The organism is Bradyrhizobium sp. Ken01 (assembly GCF_055807355.1).
In genome coordinates, this window is sequence record NZ_JBVVPC010000011.1 from 164,096 (window position 1) to 182,390 (window position 18,295).

At 64.2% G+C, this 18,295-nt stretch carries 10 protein-coding genes; 1 reads left to right on the forward strand and 9 read right to left on the reverse strand.

Annotated elements, in window-relative coordinates; all coding sequences use genetic code 11:
- Positions 1–7 precede the first annotated feature (7 nt).
- The 7 genes from AC0L3S_RS14080 to AC0L3S_RS14110 form a co-directional block, all read right to left on the reverse strand.
- The gene (locus AC0L3S_RS14080; RefSeq protein ID WP_473260941.1) at positions 8–985 is read right to left on the reverse strand and encodes an ABC transporter ATP-binding protein; all 978 of its coding nucleotides are present in this window, start codon (positions 983–985) and stop codon (positions 8–10) included.
- Positions 982–2,397: an amidase gene (locus AC0L3S_RS14085; protein ID WP_473279464.1), complete on the reverse strand. Its 1,416-nt coding sequence runs from the start codon at positions 2,395–2,397 to the stop codon at positions 982–984. The genes AC0L3S_RS14080 and AC0L3S_RS14085 overlap by 4 nt, the downstream gene beginning before the upstream one ends.
- Positions 2,394–2,591 carry a hypothetical protein gene (locus AC0L3S_RS14090; RefSeq protein WP_247362904.1) on the reverse strand — a complete coding sequence of 66 codons (198 nt, stop codon included), beginning with the start codon at positions 2,589–2,591 and terminating at the stop codon, positions 2,394–2,396. The genes AC0L3S_RS14085 and AC0L3S_RS14090 overlap by 4 nt, the downstream gene beginning before the upstream one ends.
- Positions 2,588–3,649, reverse strand: coding sequence for an ABC transporter ATP-binding protein (locus AC0L3S_RS14095; protein WP_473279465.1), 1,062 nt, complete (start codon positions 3,647–3,649; stop codon positions 2,588–2,590). The genes AC0L3S_RS14090 and AC0L3S_RS14095 overlap by 4 nt, the downstream gene beginning before the upstream one ends.
- A 2-nt stretch (positions 3,650–3,651) precedes the next feature.
- Positions 3,652–4,554, reverse strand: coding sequence for an ABC transporter permease (locus AC0L3S_RS14100; RefSeq protein ID WP_473260951.1), 903 nt, complete (start codon positions 4,552–4,554; stop codon positions 3,652–3,654).
- A gap of 183 nt (positions 4,555–4,737) precedes the next feature.
- Positions 4,738–5,691 carry an ABC transporter permease gene (locus AC0L3S_RS14105; protein WP_473279466.1) on the reverse strand — a complete coding sequence of 318 codons (954 nt, stop codon included), beginning with the start codon at positions 5,689–5,691 and terminating at the stop codon, positions 4,738–4,740.
- A gap of 195 nt (positions 5,692–5,886) precedes the next feature.
- Positions 5,887–7,545, reverse strand: a complete 1,659-nt coding sequence (locus tag AC0L3S_RS14110) for an ABC transporter substrate-binding protein (RefSeq protein WP_473279467.1) — start codon at positions 7,543–7,545, stop codon at positions 5,887–5,889.
- A gap of 210 nt (positions 7,546–7,755) precedes the next feature.
- On the opposite strand from AC0L3S_RS14110, the gene AC0L3S_RS14115 reads away from it, so the two are divergent.
- The gene (locus tag AC0L3S_RS14115; protein ID WP_473279469.1) at positions 7,756–9,351 is read left to right on the forward strand and encodes an ABC transporter substrate-binding protein; all 1,596 of its coding nucleotides are present in this window, start codon (positions 7,756–7,758) and stop codon (positions 9,349–9,351) included.
- A gap of 226 nt (positions 9,352–9,577) precedes the next feature.
- Here the strand turns inward: AC0L3S_RS14115 and AC0L3S_RS14120 are convergent, their stop codons facing one another.
- Positions 9,578–11,809, reverse strand: a complete 2,232-nt coding sequence (locus tag AC0L3S_RS14120; RefSeq protein ID WP_473279470.1) for a CHASE2 domain-containing protein — start codon at positions 11,807–11,809, stop codon at positions 9,578–9,580.
- A 157-nt stretch (positions 11,810–11,966) separates the two neighbouring features.
- Positions 11,967–18,173, reverse strand: coding sequence for a beta strand repeat-containing protein (locus AC0L3S_RS14125; RefSeq protein WP_473279471.1), 6,207 nt, complete (start codon positions 18,171–18,173; stop codon positions 11,967–11,969).
- Positions 18,174–18,295 lie beyond the last annotated feature (122 nt).

Sequence of the window (18,295 nt, forward strand, 5' to 3'; positions counted from 1 at the left end):
TCCAAAATCACGACAGCGCGGTGACCGGCTCCGCCAGCACGCACCGTGCCGCCCGGCCCGGCCCGACCTCCACGCTCCCAGGCAGCTGCTCCAGACAGCGCGGCTGGGCTACGGCGCAGCGGGGCGCAAAGGAGCAGTTGTGCGGCTTCTCGCCGAGCGACGGCGGGGTGCCGGGGATGGTCTCGAGCCGCTGTCCCCGCTTGGCCCCGTGGACGGTCGAGGCGAGCAGACCCTTGGCGTAGGGATGCACCGGCGACCGGACGATGTCGCGAAGCGTGCCCTGCTCCACGATCTGGCCGGCATACATCACCGCGACCCGGTCGCAGATCTCGATGGCGACCCCGATGTCATGGGTGACGAAGATAACGGACATGCCGAACTCGCGCTGCAATTCACGCAACAGCAGCAGGATCTGGATCTGCACGGTGGCATCGAGCGCGGTGGTCGGCTCATCCGCGAGCAATATCTTGGGACGACAGGCGAGCGCCAGCGCGATCATGGCGCGCTGACGCATGCCGCCGGACATCTCGTGCGGATAGGCATCGAGCCGGCGTTTTGCGGAAGGAATGCGCACGACATCGAGCATTTCGAGTGCGCGCGCCCTGCCCTCCGCATAAGACTTGCCCTCGTGACGCACCACGCTTTCGGCGATCTGCGCGCCGATGGTGTAGACCGGGTCGAGCGCGAGCGCCGGCTCCTGAAAGATCATCGACACGGTCTGGCCGCGAAACGACGACAGCTGCTCGTCGTTCATGGCGAGCACGTCGCGGCCCATTACGTTGACCTTGCCCGTGATCTGCGTGCGCTTCTTCGGCAACAGCCGCATCAGTGCACGCAAGGTCACGCTCTTGCCTGAGCCGGACTCTCCGAGCAGGCCTAGCACCTCGCCGTCGCCGAGCGAGAGGCTGAGATCGTTCACGGCATAGACCGTGCGCTCACCGGTGAAGCGGATATTGAGGCCTGAGATCTCGACGAGCTTTGTCATGACGGTAGTTTCGGCAGCCGAGCGTGGTAGTCGGTGGCGCGCTGGAACGCGGCGCCGATGGTGAGCAGCGTCGCTTCATCGAACGAGCGGCCGATCAGCTGCATGCCGATCGGAAGACCGCTTTTGGTGAAGCCCGAGGGCACCGTGAGCGACGGCAGGCCGAGGTAATTCACCGGACGGGTGAACAGCGTCAGCCGCTGCAACAGCGCCGGCGCATTCGGCCCGCCGCTAACGTCGCTCTCCTCGATCGTCGGCGCCGGCACGGGCGAAGCCGGTGCGATGATCGCGTCGACGCCAGCCGTGGCTGCATTGTGCGCGGCAAGTGCCGGCCCGCGCCAGCGCATTGCCTCAAGATAGGTGATGGCGGGGACGGCGAGCCCGTTCTGAAGCCGCATCAACACCTGCGGACCATAATCCTGCGGCCGCTCGATCATCCAGCGCTTGTGGAAGGCGGCGGCTTCGGCTGCAAGCACGAGTTGGCTTGCCGAGGACAATTGCCGCTGATCGGGCAGCTCGACCGTGACGATGTCGGCGCCCTCACGCTTGAGCAGCGCGATGGTCTCGTCCAGCACGCGCGCAACCTCGCCGTCGAGATCGTCGACATAGAAGGACGAGGGGACGCCGACCTTGAGGCCCTTCAGCGAGCCCTTGGTCGCGCCGACATAGTCAGACAGCGGCTCACGGCTCGCGGTCGAATCCTCGGGATCGGGGCCGGCCATCAGCGCCAGCAGCAGCGCGCAATCCTCGGCGGTGCGGGCGAGCGGGCCGACCGTGTCGAGCGACTGCGACAGCGGCATCGCGCCGGCGCGGCTGACGCGGCCGACCGTGGTCTTCAATCCCGTGACGCCGCAGAAATGCGCGGGCATGCGGATCGAGCCGCCGGTGTCGGAGCCAAGCGCGGCATAGGTCAATCGCCCCGCGACCGCCGAGCCGGAGCCGGACGACGAGCCGCCGGTAATGTGCGCCACGTTCCAGGGATTGCGCACCGGACCGTAATGGGCGTTGTGGCCAGTCGGGCCATAGGCGAATTCGGCCAGATGCAACGTGCCGAGCCGAACCTGGCCGGCGTCCTTCAGCCGCTGCAAGGCAGTCGAGGTGACGGTCGGAACGAAATCGCGGCGGATCAGCGAGCCGCAGGTCGCGATGTGCCCTGCGTCGTAGTACATATCCTTGTGCGCGAGCGGCACGCCGTGCAACGGACCGCGGACTTCGCCCTTGGCGAGTTCGGCGTCGGCGGCATCGGCGGCCTTCAGCGCCGCCTCTGCCTCGATCGACATGAAAGCGTTGAGATGCGGCTGCCATTGCGCGATGCGATGCAGCAGCGCGCGCGTCACCTCATGCGAGGACACCTGCTTCATCGCGATCGCGCGCGCGACCTCGGTGAGCGTCATCAATGCAGGCTCGGTGCTCATTTCGAGACCTTGGCAGTCTGCGCGATCGGATAGAGCGCGGGCTCTAGATCGAACGGCAACGTGCCGGCAATGGCCGCAAAGCCCTCGAAGGCCGGTCCGATGGAATTGGAGATGCGCGTCGCAATCTCGTCGTCGACGGGAACACCTGCGACCTGTGCCGTCGCCTTGATCTCTTTTGTCGTCGGTCTCGTCATGCGGTTTCCTCCTTCGGCGCGCGGCTATGGCCTGAACCCGGGATCGCCATGTAGCACGCGGCCTCGTGGCCCATTCTATCGAGCGCGGTGAGTTTTGGTGTCGCATTTGCGCAGAGCGGCTCCGCAAACGGGCAACGGGTATGGAAGCGGCAGCCCGAGGGTGGATCGATCGGATTGGGCGGATCGCCCGTGATCGGCGGCGTCTCGGTGCGACGGTCCGGATCCGAGGACGGCATCGCGGCAAGAAGTGCGCGCGTATAGGGATGTGCAGGCCTGTCCCAGACCTGGTCGACCGGGCCGAGCTCGACCACCTCGCCGAGATACATCACCAGCACACGATCGCTGATGTAGCGGACGACGTTGAGATCGTGGCTGATGAAGAGATAGGTCAGGCCGAACTCGCTCTTAAGATCGGCAAGCAGATTGAGCACCTGCGCCTCGACGGATTTGTCGAGCGCGGACACGGCTTCGTCCAGAATCACCAGACGCGGCGACAGCGCCAGCGCCCGCGCGATGTTGACGCGCTGGCGCTGGCCACCGGATATCTCATGGGGGTAGCGGTTGGCGAAGTTTGCGGGAACCAGGCCCACCTTCCCCAGCAACTCGCGCGCCAGCACGCGCGCAGCGCCGTCGGCCATACCGTGCACCTTTGGGCCGAAGGCGATCGATTCCTCAATTGTCAGGCGCGGATTGAGCGAGGCGTAGGAGTCCTGGAACACCATCTGCATGCCGCGGCGCAGCTCGCGCAGGGAGAGCGACTGGCCGACGCTCATGCCGTCATAGATGATGTCGCCGGTGTCGCGCGGCATCAGATGCATGAGCAGCCGCGCGGTGGTCGATTTGCCGCAACCGGACTCGCCGACGATGCCGACGGTCTCGCCCTTGGCGACAGAGAAGGAAACATTGTCGACGGCACGCACGGTGCGCTTTGCGGCGAACAGGCCGCCTCGCACCGGAAAATGCTTGGTCAGGCCGTTGACCTGAAGCAGCGGTTGGGCGACGCCGCCGAGGTCTTCGATCGGCTCCAGCATCGTGACGGACGCGTTGGTTTCGCTCATGGCTAGTTCCTGATGTCCATGGCGCTGCGCAGGCCGTCCGAGAGCAGGTTGAAGCAGATCGAGACCGCGAAGATCATCGCACCGGGGAGCGCGGCGACCCAGGGATTGACATAGATCGCGGTCCGCAAGGTATTCAACATCAGGCCCCATTCCGGCTCCGGCGGTTTGGTGCCGAGACCCAGGAAGGACAGGCCTGCCGCGAGGATCATCGAGACCGAGATGAGGCTGGTCGCATAGACGAAGATCGAACCGAGCACATTGCCGAGGATATGCACGCGCATGATGGTGAATGGACCGGCACCGGAGGCGCGCGCGGCATCGACGAAGTCCATGTTGCGCACGCCCGTCGTGACGCTTTCGGCGACGCGGGTGATCTGCGGCACGAACACGACCGTCAACGACACGATGGAATTGAGGATGCCCGCGCCCAGCGCGCCAGAGATCGCGATCGCCAGCAGCACGGACGGAAAGGCATAGAACACGTCGATCGTGCGCATGATCGCGGTGTTGAGCTTGCCGCCGACATAGCCGGCAACGAGGCCGAGCGACGTGCCGATGCAGAAGGCGAGGATCACGGGCAAAATGCCGATGAGAAGCGACAGCCGGCCGCCATAGATCAGTCGCGCCAGCATGTCGCGACCGAGCTCGTCGGTGCCGAGCGGGTAGCCTGATGTGCCGATGTGCCGAAGGCGCCGGATCATCGAGCCCTTGTACGGATCTTCCAGACCGAGCCACGGCGCAACGATCGCGGACAGGAAGATCAGCAGCAGCACCAGCGCGCAGACCATGCTGACCTTGTCGCGCCGGACACGACGGCCCACGGTCGCCCAATAGCCGCGCGCCTTGGTCGCGGGCGCGGACTGAAGCGCGGCGTCGGAGGTGACGGAGAGCGGAAGATCGGTCATAGCCGCACTTTCCGATGTCGTCCCGGCCTAGTGCGCAATTGCGCACGGAGGGGCCGGGACCCATAACCACGACCGGCCATTTGGCGAGGACTCGTCGTTGCCGTCTCGTTCCACAACCACCTTTCGGGGTTATGGGTCCCGGCCTTCGCCGGGACGACACTGAATGTGTGGCACCTCATCCCGCTAACCCCGCTTGATGCGCGGGTCGATCGCGGCTTGCGCGATATCGACCAGCAGATTGAGGAAGACGAAGAACAGCGCCAGGATCAGGATCGTGCCCTGGAGCAGCGGCAGGTCGCGCTGGAAGATCGCCGAGTTGAGCAGGAAGCCCGAGCCCGGCCAGGAGAACACGGTCTCGATCAGGATCGAGCCGCCGAGCATGTAACCGAGCTGAAGTCCCATCACGGCGAGCGCGGTGGGCGCGGCGTTCTTGATGACGTGGCGGAACACGCCGCGCTCATGCAGGCCTTTTGCACGCAGCGCCTCGACGAAGTCCTGGCTGAGAATGTCGCCGGTCAGCGCCCGCACCGTGCGGGTGACGATGCCCATCGGGATCACCGAGGTCGTGATCGCCGGCAGCACGAGATACTGCAAATGCGCCCAGTCCCAGGCCCAGGCGGCCGAGCCTCCGGGTCCGGCGCCGACGGCGGGCAGCCAGTTCAACTGGACCGAGAAGATGATGACGAGCACCATGCCGAGCCAATAATGCGGCACCGAAACGCCGGCGATGGCAAAGGACGTCGCCAGCTTGTCGATCCAGGTCTCGCGGAAATAGCCGGCGACCAGTCCGAGCAAGACCCCCATCGTGAAGCCGATGATCGCCGCCGCGATCGCCAGCGTGACGGTGTTGCTGACCGCACGCATGACTTCGGCGAGCACCGGGCGGCCCGTGGCGATGGAATTGCCGAGGTCGCCATGAAGCGCGCGGAGCAGCCAAAGCCCGAACTGCACCGGCAGCGGGCGGTCGAAACCGTAGGCGGTACGGAGCTGCGCGGCGAGCTCCTGCGAGGCGTCGGCCGGCAGCACGGCGACGAGCGGATCGCCCGGCGTGATGTGCACGAGTAGAAAACACACCAGCGCGACGCTGATGACGATCGGGACGACGTAGACGATGCGTCTGGCGATATAGGCGAGCACGTTGTTTCTTTTCTTCCCTTCTCCCCTTGCGGGAGAAGGTGGCGCGAAGCGCCGGATGAGGGGTTGTTTCCGCGAATGATACTGCATCGGCCGAGAGGTCCGCATCCGCGGAGAGAGACCCCTCACCCGGCTTCGCTATCCGCGAAGCCACCCTCTCCCGCAAGGGGAGAGGGTGCACTGAGCAAGCTGAGAGAACTATTGCATCGACACCAGCGAGAAGTCGATGAACCAGCTCTTCGGCTGCACGACGCCCGTCACCTTCGGGCTGATGGCGCGGGGGCCGACGTCGTGGGCGACGTAGAGGAAGGCTGCGTCGTCGACGGAGGCCGCGTGCAGTTCGGCGAGCGCGGCGTCACGCGCGGCGGGATCGAAGGTCTGCCGCGCCTTCTTCACCAGCTCGTCGAATTTGGGATTGTTGATGAAACCCCAATTGTTCGAGACCGGCGGCGCCATGCCCGATTGCAGGAAGCGCACAAGCGCGAAGAACGGATCCATCGCCGCGTAGGTGACGTTGGTCGCGTTCGAGCCGTTGGCGCTGGGATCCTTGGCACCGCGGCGCCAATTGGTGAACAGCGTATTCCATTCGATGACGTCGAGCTGCACGTCGAAATAGCATTCGGCCAGCGCCTGCTGGAGATATTCGTTCATCGGCAGCGGCTGCATCTGGCCCGAGCCGGAGGCAGAGGTCTGGGTCTTCACCGTCAGCTTCTTGTTCGGGCCGAATCCAGCCTCCTGCATCAGCTTCTGCGCAGCCACCTTGTCGTACTTGATCTCGAAGGTCGGCTTGCCGCGCCAGGGATGGCCAGGCTCGAAGGTGCCGGTCGCCGGCACCATCAGGCCGGCGAGCAGGCCGTCCTTGAGGCCTTCGCGATCGACGCAGAGGTTCGCGGCCTTACGGACGCGGATGTCGTTCCAGGGCGAGCCCTCGACGCGCGAGAACTGCCATGGCCAGACATGCGGCTGCTCGTTGGCGTAGAGCTTGAAGCCGCGCTGCTTCAATTCGGGCAAAGCGTCCGGCGCCGGCGCCTCGACCCAATCGACCTGCCCGGAAAGCAGCGCCGCGGTGCGCGCGTTCGCTTCCGGCATCGGCAGAAGCACCATCTTGTCGACCTTGGGCACGCGGTCCTTGTTCCAGTAGCTCGCATTCTTGACCAGCTCGAGCCGCTCGCGCGGGGTGAACGCGGCCATCTTCCACGGGCCGGTGCCCGCGGCGTCCTTGGCAAACGCGGTCCATGCGGCCTGCGACTTGGCCTTGGCGTCAGCGCCTTCCGCCTTCTCGTAGAAATGCTGCCACTTCGCCGGGCTCGCCATGAAGAGATTGGTGAGGTTGATCGGCAGGAAGCTGTCGGGCTCCTTGGTGGTGAGCTCGACCGTCATGTCGTCGATTTTCTTCGCGGACGCCAGCGTCGGCATGCGCGAGGCCGTGACGCCGACCTGACTGGCGTCGAATTGCGGCGCGTCCTGCTTCAGCACCTTCTCGACATTCCACACCACGGCGTCTGCATTGAACGGCGAGCCGTCATGGAAGGTGACGCCCGGCCGCAGCTTGAAAGTCCATTTGGTCTTGTCGGCATCGTCGACCTTCCACTCGGTGGCAAGGCCGGGGATCACCACGCTCGCCTTGTCGGCCGAGGACAGGTCCCAGCCGGTGAGCGCGTCATACATGGTGAGGCCGGTGAAGCGGTTGCCCTCAAAGCCCTGATCGGGCTGGCCCAGCGTGCGCGGAATATCGGCAGCAGTCATGGCGATGCGCAGCACGGTTTCGGCACTGGCCGCGCGCGGCCACGCAGCCGCGCTACTGAGCGCCAGCAACGCGATCAGCGCCGCGCGGGTCTTGTTCTTGTTGATAAGCATTGACTCAATCCTTTTCCGGCTTCGATGACTAATTTTGATGCAATCGTATGCAATGCCTATGCCAATGGGGAAACTTATTCTGCAAATTGCCCCTGCGACGACAAGTCCTTGTGATGACGCCTGGGTGAAAGCACCTTGCTGCCTATTCTGGCATCAAGATTGCAGGTTTGGCTCCGATTGTCCTTGAAGCCTTCCCTGGAGTTTTGGCCCATGCGTATCCGACTATCGACGTGTTTCGCCGTGCTTGTGCTGGCGTTGTCCGCAATTCCCGCGGGCGCCGAGACGGTGCTGCGCTACGGCATCTCGATGGCGGACATCCCGCTGACCACCGGCCAGCCCGATCGCGGCGCCGGCGCCTACCAGTTCACGGCCTACACCATCTACGATCCGCTCGTGGCCTGGGAAATGGACGTCGCCGACCGGCCGGGAAAGCTGGTGCCGGGACTGGCCACCGAGTGGAAAGTCGATGCCGAGAACAAGACCAAATGGCGCTTCACCTTGCGCAAGGGCGTGAAGTTTCACGACGGCAGCGAGTTCAACGCCGATGCCGTGATCTGGAATCTGGACAAGGTGCTCAACGACAAGGCGCCGCAATTCGACAAGCGCCAGAGCGCCCAGGTCAAGACCCGCCTGCCCTCGGTCGCGAGCTACGCCAAGATCGACGACTCCACGGTGGAGATCACCACCAAGACGGTCGATTCCTTCTTTCCCTATCAGATGCTGTGGTTCCTGGTGTCGAGCCCGACGCAATACGAGAAGCTCGGCAAGGACTGGGACAAGTTCGCGAGCCAGCCTTCGGGGACGGGCCCGTTCAAATTGACCAAACTGGTGCCGCGCGAGCTCGCCGAGCTGACCAAGAATCCGGATTATTGGAACAAGAAGCGCATTCCCAAGGTCGACAAGCTCGTGCTGGTGCCGATGCCGGAAGCGCTGACGCGGACCAATGCGCTGCTCGCTGGGCAAGTCGATTTGATCGAGACGCCGGCGCCGGATGCCGTGCCGCAGCTGAAGGCCGCCGGCATGAAGCTCGTCGACAACGTCACGCCGCATGTCTGGAATTATCATCTGAGCGTGCTGCCGGGTTCGCCCTGGACCGACATCCGCCTGCGCAAGGCGCTGAACCTCGCGATCGATCGTGAAGCCGTGGTGGGTCTGATGAATGGCCTTGCGAAACCCGCAAAGGGACAGGTCGATCCGTCGAGCCCATGGTTCGGCAAGCCGAGCTTCGAGCTGAAATACGATGTCGCCGCCGCCAAGAAGCTGGTCGAGGAAGCCGGCTACTCCAAGGCGAAGCCGTTGAAGGCCACCTTCATCATCGCACAGGGCGGCACCGGCCAGATGCTGTCGCTGCCGATGAACGAATTCTTGCAGCAGAGCTTCAAGGAGATCGGCATCGACATCGATTTCAAGGTCGTCGAGCTCGAGACACTCTATACCCACTGGCGCAAGGGCGCGGCCGACGAGATGAACGCAGGCATTACCGCCAACAACATCGCCTACGTCACCTCCGACCCGCTCTACGCCATCGTCCGCTTCTTCCATTCGAGCCAGATCGCGCCGGTCGGCGTCAACTGGGGCGGCTATAAAAATCCGAAGGTCGACGCGCTGATCGACGAGGCCAAGCAGACCTTCGACAGCACCAATCAGGACGAGCTGCTGGCGCAGGCGCACGCGCTGATCGTCGACGACGCCACGCTGGTATGGGTGGTGCACGACACCAACCCGCACGCGCTGTCGCCCAAGGTCAAGCAGTTCGTGCAGGCGCAGCACTGGTTCCAGGACCTGACGACGATCGGGGCAGAGTGAGGGCTGGGGCCGGCACTCAGCTTCCGCAAACTCCACAGTCGTCCTGGCGAAAGCCAGGACCCATAACCACCGAATTTCGTTCGGCGAAGACTGGTGGATAGCAGCGCAGCGCCGCAACTGCTCTCTGGGGTAATGGGTCCTGGCCTTCGCCAGGACGACATCTCTTGTTGGGGGGCAGCATGGAGGCCGGGACGACACTGAGGGCTTGGCTGCCCGCGAGCGCCCCCTACTTCGTCAGCAGCGCATAGGCCCCGGTCCAGCCCTCCGGCGGCGGGTTGACCTGGAATTCCTTGATGCGTACTTCATAGAGATTGAACAGCTTTTCCAGCGTGTCGGCATCATCGCTCCTGCGGCCGCGTCCGATCGCGTCCAGCGCACCCTGCCAGTCGCGGCTGCGATAGCAGCCGAGCATTTCGATGGTGACGTTGCGCAGGCGCTGGAAGGCGCCCGAATGCATCACGTCCGCGCGGCCGGCGATCGCGTAGATCACTTCCGGCTCGGTCTTGCCCTTGACCATGATGAAGTCGAGCTCGAGAATCGCGAACTTGTCCTTGGCCGCGAGCGCGGTCCTCGAGCCGACGATAATGGGAAAGCCGTACTCCTTCGACTGGCCTTCGAGGCGCGACGCCAGGTTGACGCTGTCGCCGAGCACGGAATAGTTCTTCTTCAGGTCGGAGCCCATGTTGCCGACCACGCCGATGCCGGTGTTGAGACCGATACCGACATTGAGCGGGATGTAGACGTGGCCGCCATCGATGGCTTCCTGCTCGCGGTCCTTGTTAACCGCGTCGATCTTCTCCAACATCTGGATCGCCGCCTCGCAGGCGTTGACCTCGTGCTCGGCATCGTCGAGCGGCGCGTTCCAGAACGCCATGATGGCGTCGCCCATATATTTGTCGATATAGCCCTTTTGATCGATGATCACGTCGGTCAGCGGGGTCAGGAAGCGGTTCATCAGCGCGATCAGCCCCTGCGGATCGTGCTTGTAGGTTTCCGATATGGTGGTGAAGCCGCGCACGTCGGAGAACATGATCGTCATTTCGCGCTCCTCGCCGCCGAGGACGAGCTTTTCCGGTGACTGCGCGAGTTGCTCGACCAGCACCGGCGACATGTATTGCGCGAACATGCCTCGGATCTGCACGCGCTGCCGCTGCTCGCGCACGAAGCTCGCGAAGATCAGCGTCAGATAGATCGCGGTGGTCGAGAGCAGCGGATAAGTGAAGTCGATCAGATAGCGGTGCTGCGCATAGAAGAACCAGGACACTCCGATCAGGATCGCGGCGAAGGTCGCGCCGGCGAGCACGAGGCGGACCGGTCCGAGGTTCGGCGTGAAGATGATGACGAGCAAGCCGATGACGAGCGCGGCGAGCAGCTCGACGCCGAGCGCATAGTTCGGCTGGGATATCACCGCGCCGCTCAGCACGCTCTCCAGCACCTGGGCGTGGATCTCGACGCCGGGCATGTTCGAGGACACCGGCGTGGTTTTGATGTCGTTGAGCCCAACCGCGGAGGTGCCGATCAGCACCAGCTTGCCGGCGATCTTGTTCGGCGGCACGGTATTGTCGAGCACGTCGGCAGCCGAGACGTAGATCGAGGGATCCTGGCGCGCATAATGCACCCAGAGCTGACCGTTCCTGTCGGTTGGGATCTCCACGCCCTTGAGACGCACGGCCCGCACGCCGGTCTTGTCGGTCCGAACCAGCAGCGTCGGCGTGCCCGTGACGACGCGCAAAATCTCGAGGCTGAGCGAGGGCATGACCATGCCCTGGGCGCGCATGATCATCGGCACGCGTCGGATCAGGCCGTCGCGCTCGGTCTTGATCGAGAACAGGCCGCGGCCGGCCGCGACCTTCTCGATCTCGGGCACGTTGCGCAACAGCCCGGGAAATTCGAACAGGAAGCGTTCAGCGCCCTCCTCGCCGACCGTCGCGACGCCGGTGAAGGGCAGCGACTTGTCGACCTCGGACGAAATCGCCCGCTGCCCGGTCTCGCCCAGGATCACGCGCGAGCGCTTGATCGCTTCGGAGAGGATCTGGTCGTTGCTCGGCAGCTCGCGCAGCCTGGCGCGGGTGGCGTCGTCCAGGTACCGCATCTGGCTCGCGACCAGATCCGGATTGAGCCGATCAGCCTCCGAGAACACCACGTCGAAACCGATTGCGACCGCGCCGTGACTGGTGAGGTTCTGGATCAGGTCGGCGATCCGCGTCCGCGGCCAGGGCCATTGGCCGAGCTTGGCGAGGCTCTTGTCGTCGATGTCGACGATCGTGACCGGCCGCGCCGCCTTGTGGCGCGGATCGATCAACTGAAACATGTCGAAGGTGCGCAACCGCAGTTCCTGGATCGGCGGCGGATCCCAGAGGCGAGCGCCGGCAAATACGACGAGCAGCGCAAGGCACATCAGCCGCGCAAACCCCAACTTCCGCGCAAACCACCGCCGCAGGATCTTGAGACGTTTCATTTCAGTAGGACTTCCTGCAAACCCGCACCGCGCCGTGCGCGGCGATAATGGAGCGTCCGTGCGCGGTTGGCCATTCCCTGGATGCGGAGGAGTATGGATTTTTTGCTGCGGTCAAGACCCGTGGCGGTCGCCGATGAGCCAGCTGCGTACCGGGCCGTCAATTGACGTGGAAGATAAAATCGCTGGCCTTGAGATTTGCGGTCACGCTCTTCAGCAGGATCGACTCCTGCTCCAGGACAGGCTCTCCCTCATGCTGACCGATTTCGTGGCTCCAGGACACCAGCGTGTCGCCGGACTGCGGCGTGAAGGAAAGATCGTCCATGGAGCCGACATCCGAGAACTGCCGCAGGTCGATCTTGTCCAGATCGATCGTGAAGTCGTTGATGGTGTGCGAGAAATCGGTGACGGGATGCCCGTTATGGTCATACCCGATCGCAGCCGGCGCGAACACGAACTGATCCTTGCCACCGCCGCCGGTCAGCGTGTCGTTGGTATCGGTGGCGAAAATGACGTCCTTGCCGCCGGCGCCTTGCAGGCTGATCCCCTCGCTGGTGTCGCCGGCCTCGTTGAAGATGAAGTGGACGGTGTCGAACAGGCCCGTGGTCTTGTCCGTCACCGTCAGTGTGATCTGGTCGGTCGCGGGCGGGGTGGCTCCTGGAATGTAGGTGACCCCATCTGCGAGGGCCGAGTTGATATCGTCGAGGTTGCCGCAAGCCGCCCCCGGATCGACACTGCTGTCCGGGGCATGCCCGGTTACGGCCGTCATCTTGAAGTCGTCCGTCGCAGCACCGGAATCGGTGTCGACGACCAAAAGACCGGTGATGGTGTCGGTGTTGAGCTCGTTGCTGTGCGAGACCTGGAAGTGATCGGTGTTGATGACCGGGCCATTGTCGGGAGGCGCCGTCACTTTCGTATCGATAGTGGTGAGGTCGTGCGAGACAGGCGTCGTGCCGCCGGTGCCCGTCGCCGTGAGATCGATCGTCGCGGGCGACGAGGAATCGGTGATTGCACCGATATAGGTGTCGTCGAGGGCATGCACGCCCAACGCATCCGGCGTCCCGGTGAAGCCGTCGGCCGGCACGAAGCGGATCAGCGTATCCAGGCTCAGCACCAGCGCACTCGTGTTGCTGACCGCCCCGACATCAACCCATTGATCGGTGCCGACGAGCTCGTACTGCCAGACGCCCTGATCCGAGGTGGCACTATCCGCGCTAACCGCGATGGCCTGGAAGCTCGCGCTGTCGTCGGCGTCGTCGAACTTGCCGTCGAAGAGAGCGCTGACCTTGGTGCCACCTGGGTCGGTGTTATCTCCACTGACCGACGCCAGCGTCGCGTCACCCAGAGTCGGTGCATCGTTGCTGCCGGCGATGTTGATGACGATGACGCTGTTACCGGTTCCGGTCGGCGTATGGCCGTCGTCCGGCACGATCGTGTATTGTAGCGACAGCGTGTGGCCGGCGGCAAGGAAGTCGAAGGTCTCGCTGCCTGAATTGAAGTCCCACGTAAACGTGGCGTGGGTGGCGGTGCCATCGAGAATGTCCCCGGGCTGCACGGCCAGATAGTTGAGCAGCGTCGCGCTCGAGGGCTCGCCGACGTAGTCGGTCTGGGGCACACCGTCAAAATAGATATCGAGATGATCGACCGCGACCGTCACGTGATCGGTGGCATCGGCATCCGAAACCGTCAGCGTACCATGCTTCACCAATTCCGTATTCGTCTCGAGCAGATCCGCGCCGGAATGGTCGTCCGTTTCCGCCGTGATCGCGGGCGCATCGTTCTTGCCCATGATCGTGACCGTGACCTCGGCTGTATCGGTCTTGCCGTGATGGTCATCAAGGGTGACGGTAGAGACTACCTTGGCGCTCTGGTTCTCGCCGAGGAAGTCCAGCGCTCCGTCGGCGATCGAATAGCTCCAGGAGACCGTGCCGTTGTTCTTGCCGATCTGCGGCAGAAGGGTCAGGGCGTGTTCGAGCGCGGCTTCCTGGCTCGTCAGCGTCAACGGAGTCGTGCCGTCGGTATCGAGCCAGGTCACGGATTGACCTGTGATCTCCGCCGTCGGCCGATCGGTGAGATCGACGTCCTTGAAATCGATCGAGCCGGTCGCGGCCGTGGGCGTCGGGTCGAGTGCCGAAGAGCCGGTGGTGTTCTCGCGTTCGGGGACAGTCGCGGTCAGCGTTGCCGTTGCCGTATCGAACGCCGGCTTGTCGTCATTCGGATTGATCGTGATCAGCGTGCCGCCATGGCCGTCGTCGCTGCCGGCGAAATGATAATTGCTATAGTCGACGCCGGCCGCGAGTTTCAGCGTAATCGTATGATTGTGAGCGTCGCTCACGATGAGTTCGCTGGTCGCGGCGTTATAGGTCGCCGACGTGCCGTCATCATAAACAATGCTCGACAGATCGATCGTATCATGCGCGGACAACGCCGCGATCGATCCGCCGAAGGTCGACGCATCGATCTGAAGATGGGCGCCGTCGCCGTCGAGCGTGATCGTTTGCGTGGCGGTGACCGTACCGTCGAGCTTCAGCAACGCGCCGACGTCGACGGTGACCGAGCCCGAGCCCGACACCGAGCCGAACAGCGTCAGCGCCCCGTCATGGACCTCGATGCTGCCGGCATTGGCGATGGTACCCGTGATCGACGCCGTGCCCCAGCTGTCGATGGTCGCGCAATTCTCGACGCTCAGCCCGGTCCCGGAGATCGACGCGCCATGCAGGTCGATGGCACCGTGGTTGACGATGGACGACGCGTTGCCGAAGACGCCCGAGCCGGCGACCGTCCAGGTGCCGCCGGACTCGTTGTTGAACGTCGCGGTAGCAACCGAGATATTGCCGTTGATGTGGCCGGCATTGTTGATCGTGATAGCGCCGCCGGTCTCGACGATGGCATAGGTCGCAGCGGTCACGGTCGAGGCGACGGCTGGTCCGATCGTTCCGGTGGCGGAATTGTCGATCTGCGCGATGCCGCTCGCGTTCTCCTGGATGAAGATCGCCGCATGGGCGCTCGGGGCCACGATCGATCCGGTATTGGTGATATGGGTCGAGCCGGTCGCACCGACTTCGTTCTGCGTCACGCGGATGGCGGCTAGGCTCGTGCTGGTGATAGCACCGTGATTGACGATGGTGACGTCGCCGCTGCCGTTAGCGATGGCATGCACGCCGACCTCGCCGGTAGCGGAGCCATTGATGGTGACGTTGACGTCGCCGCCTCCGTGATCGAAGGCGCCGATTGCGGTTCCCGCGGCGGCAATCGAGGATGTCGCGCCGGTCGTGACCGTGATGTTGCCGGCACCCCAGGTGAACGCCTCGATGCCGTAGCCCGCATCGGCGATAATCGTTGCATCGCTCGTAACTGTGACGTCGCCCTTGACCGCATTCGAGAAAGTGCCGGTCCCGCCGGGCTTGTAGCCGGCGATGATCCCGCCGGGAGTGGTTCCGTCGTTGTTCGAGGTCGAGCCGGAGTGGATCGTGCCATGGGCCTCGACCGAGATCGTGCTTCCGACGCCGTCAGCGATCGCAGTGGCGTAGTTGACCGCCACGATGCCGGTGCTGCCAGACGTGATGCTGTCGCCATTCGCCATGGTAACGCTGACGTCGCCCGCATCGATGCTGTAAGCCCTGATGCCGTAGCTCGTCGCACCCGAGATCGTAACATTTGCGCCAAGCGTGACCGTCACGTCGCCAGTGCCGCCGCTCAATGCCGAGGCGTTGATACCGACGCTTTGGGTCCCGGAGACCGAAATCGTGGTCCCGGCGAAGCTGGTCACCCTGACGTCGCCATTGCCGTAATTGTAGGCGTCGATGCCATAGCCCGCCGCGGCGTTGATGTTGGCGTGATTGCTGATGGTGACGGTGCCGTTGACGTTGGTATTGGCGCTCGATCCGGTCGTGGCACCGGTGTAGCCGGCCTGGATACCCGCCGGCGTGTTGCCGCTCTGGTTCAGGCTGCTGCCGGAATTGATCGTGCCAAAGGTCGTGACGGTGATGGTGCTGCCGTCCGACACGTCGATCGAATCTGCTCGATTGACCGCGATGATGGCCGAGCTGCCCGACGTGACGACGCTGCCGGCCTCGGTCGTGACGGTCTCGCTGCCACTGCCATAGCTGCGCGCACGGATACCGTAGACGGAGCTGCCGGTGATGGTACCGCCGGCGTCAATGGCAATGTCGCCGTCGCCCTGCGTGGTCGCGTCGATGCCGTATGCGCCGCCAATAGCGCCGCCGAGCTGGGTGATCGAGATGCCGCCGGCGCCGGCGCTGTTCAAATTCTCGACAAGAACGCCGACCGAATTCGCGCCGGTGCCGGTCGCCTTGCCGGTGAGATTGTTGACGGTGATATCGCCAGCGCCGGTCGCGCTGTCGCGCAGCCAGATGCCGTGGCCGGCGAGGCCCTTGATGTCGCCGGTCGCCGTGAACGAGATATCGCCGGTACCGTTCTGGGTGACCGCGACGCCATTGGCCGCGCCCGTCAGCGCACCGGTGGGCGTGAGAACGATGTTGGCGGGCGCTGCAGATGTGCCGCCCGATGCGGTGAAGTCGAGCGCATCGCCGCTCGATGTCGTGATATCGGCCGCGCCCTTGATCGTGAACGTGCCGGCTTTCGTCGACTGACCGGCAATGGTACCGGTGAAGCTCTGGCCCGCCACCTTGTCGAGCTGGAGCGTATCGGCGCCGCCGGCAAAGGCAATGGTCTGCGCCGTCGCCCCCGCGAGCTCAAGCGTCGCGCCGTTATCGATGATGACCGAGCCGACACCGCTGAGGCCGCCGGCGAGGTTGAGCGTGCCGGCCTGCACCTCGATGGTGCCGGTGTTCGTGACCATCGCCGAAACGGTGTTGGAGCCGGATACGCCGTAGAGATTGCCGGCATTGCTCAGGCTGCCGCCGTTGATCGAGACGTCGGTCAGATAGAGCTTCGAGGTGCCGTCGACCGTGATCGACCCGGCACTGGTGTTGCTGACGGTGAGATTTGCCAGCTTCAGCGTGCCGTGGTTGACCGCCTCAAGAGCCGCGGTGTTGGAGATATCCTCGCCGGAGACGTCGAGCACGCCGCCGTTCGCCTGAATCAGATTGTGATTGGTGATGACGTGGAGCGTGGCGGGATCGATCGTCAGCGTGCCGCTGGTAACAGTGATCGTGCCGGTGTTGGTGATGTCGGCGTTGTTGATCGCGCTCGTGCCGGTCGATTCGAGCGTACCGGCAATCGTCACCGTACCGCCGTCGATGGTGGCGCCCTGGAGATCGAGTGTCGAGCCGGACTCGACCGAGACGATGCCGCCATCGTTGACCACCGTGTTCGAGGTCAGCTTCAGCGTGCCGCTATTGATGGCTGCAAGCGTGCCCGTGTTGGTGACGGCCTCTCCGCTGATGTCGAGCTCGGCGTTGCTGGCCCGGATCATGCCGCTGTTCGTGATGGTGGTAGCGGGAGTCGTCGCCACCAGCGCCAGCAGGCCGCCGAGGGTCGACTCGAGCAGATTGCCGTTCGAGATATTGGCGTCGGTGATGGTCGTGGCGCCGGAGGAAGCAAGCGTACCGACGACGGTGAGCGTGCCGCCGGTCAGGGTCGCACCCGCCAGCGTTAGCTTCTTGGTTGCATCGACCTTGACAATGCCGCCGTTGGCGATCGCGCTGCCGGTCACCGTGGCGTCGTCGAGCGTCAGCGTGATGCCGTTTTCGACCGTGATGGCGCCCTTGTTCAGCGCCGCGTTGCCATCGATCTTGCTGTCGCCGGCGACGTTGAGCGTGCCGCCGGACGCACCGTTGAAATTGTTGATGGTGCCGCCTGATATCTCCGTGCCGGCCAGCGTCAGCGTCTGTCCATCATCGATCGTGACGGTATGGCTGGTGTTGGTCAGGATGTCGTTGAGCAGCGTCGCCGCGCCGGCGATCTCCAACGTGCCGTTGTTGGTGATCGCACCCTTGGACGCAGCTGAGGCCCCCTGGACCGTGGCGCCGTCCTTGAGCTTGACGCTGTTGTCGAGCTCGATGCCGGCATTGTCCGTGATCGTCGAGCCCGACACTGTGATGCCGTCCAGCGTCAGCTTGGCATTAGCGCTAACTGCGGCCGTGCTCAGCGTCGCGCCGCCATCGATCGTGCTGGCGCCGGCGACGTCGATCGTGCCGGGGCCGTCGATCGTGCCGCCTGTGATCTCCGTACCGGACAGCGTCAGGGTCTTGCCGCCGTCGACATGAACGGTGTGGCCGGTGTTGGTGAGGACGTCATTGAGCAATGTCGCCGCGCCGGCAATCTCCAGCGTGCCGGTGTTGGTGATCGGGCCGTCCTGGATCTTGGCGTTGCCAGCCAGTTGCACGGTGCCCTTCAGCACCACGCTGCCGCCGCCGCTGATCGTCGAGCCCGACACCGTCATGCCATCGAGCGTCAGCGCGATGCCGTTCCCGACAGTGACCGTGCTCGTGCTCAGCGTCGCGCCGCCATCGATCGTGCTGGCGCCGGCGACGTCGATCGTGCCGGGGCCGTCGATCGTGCCGC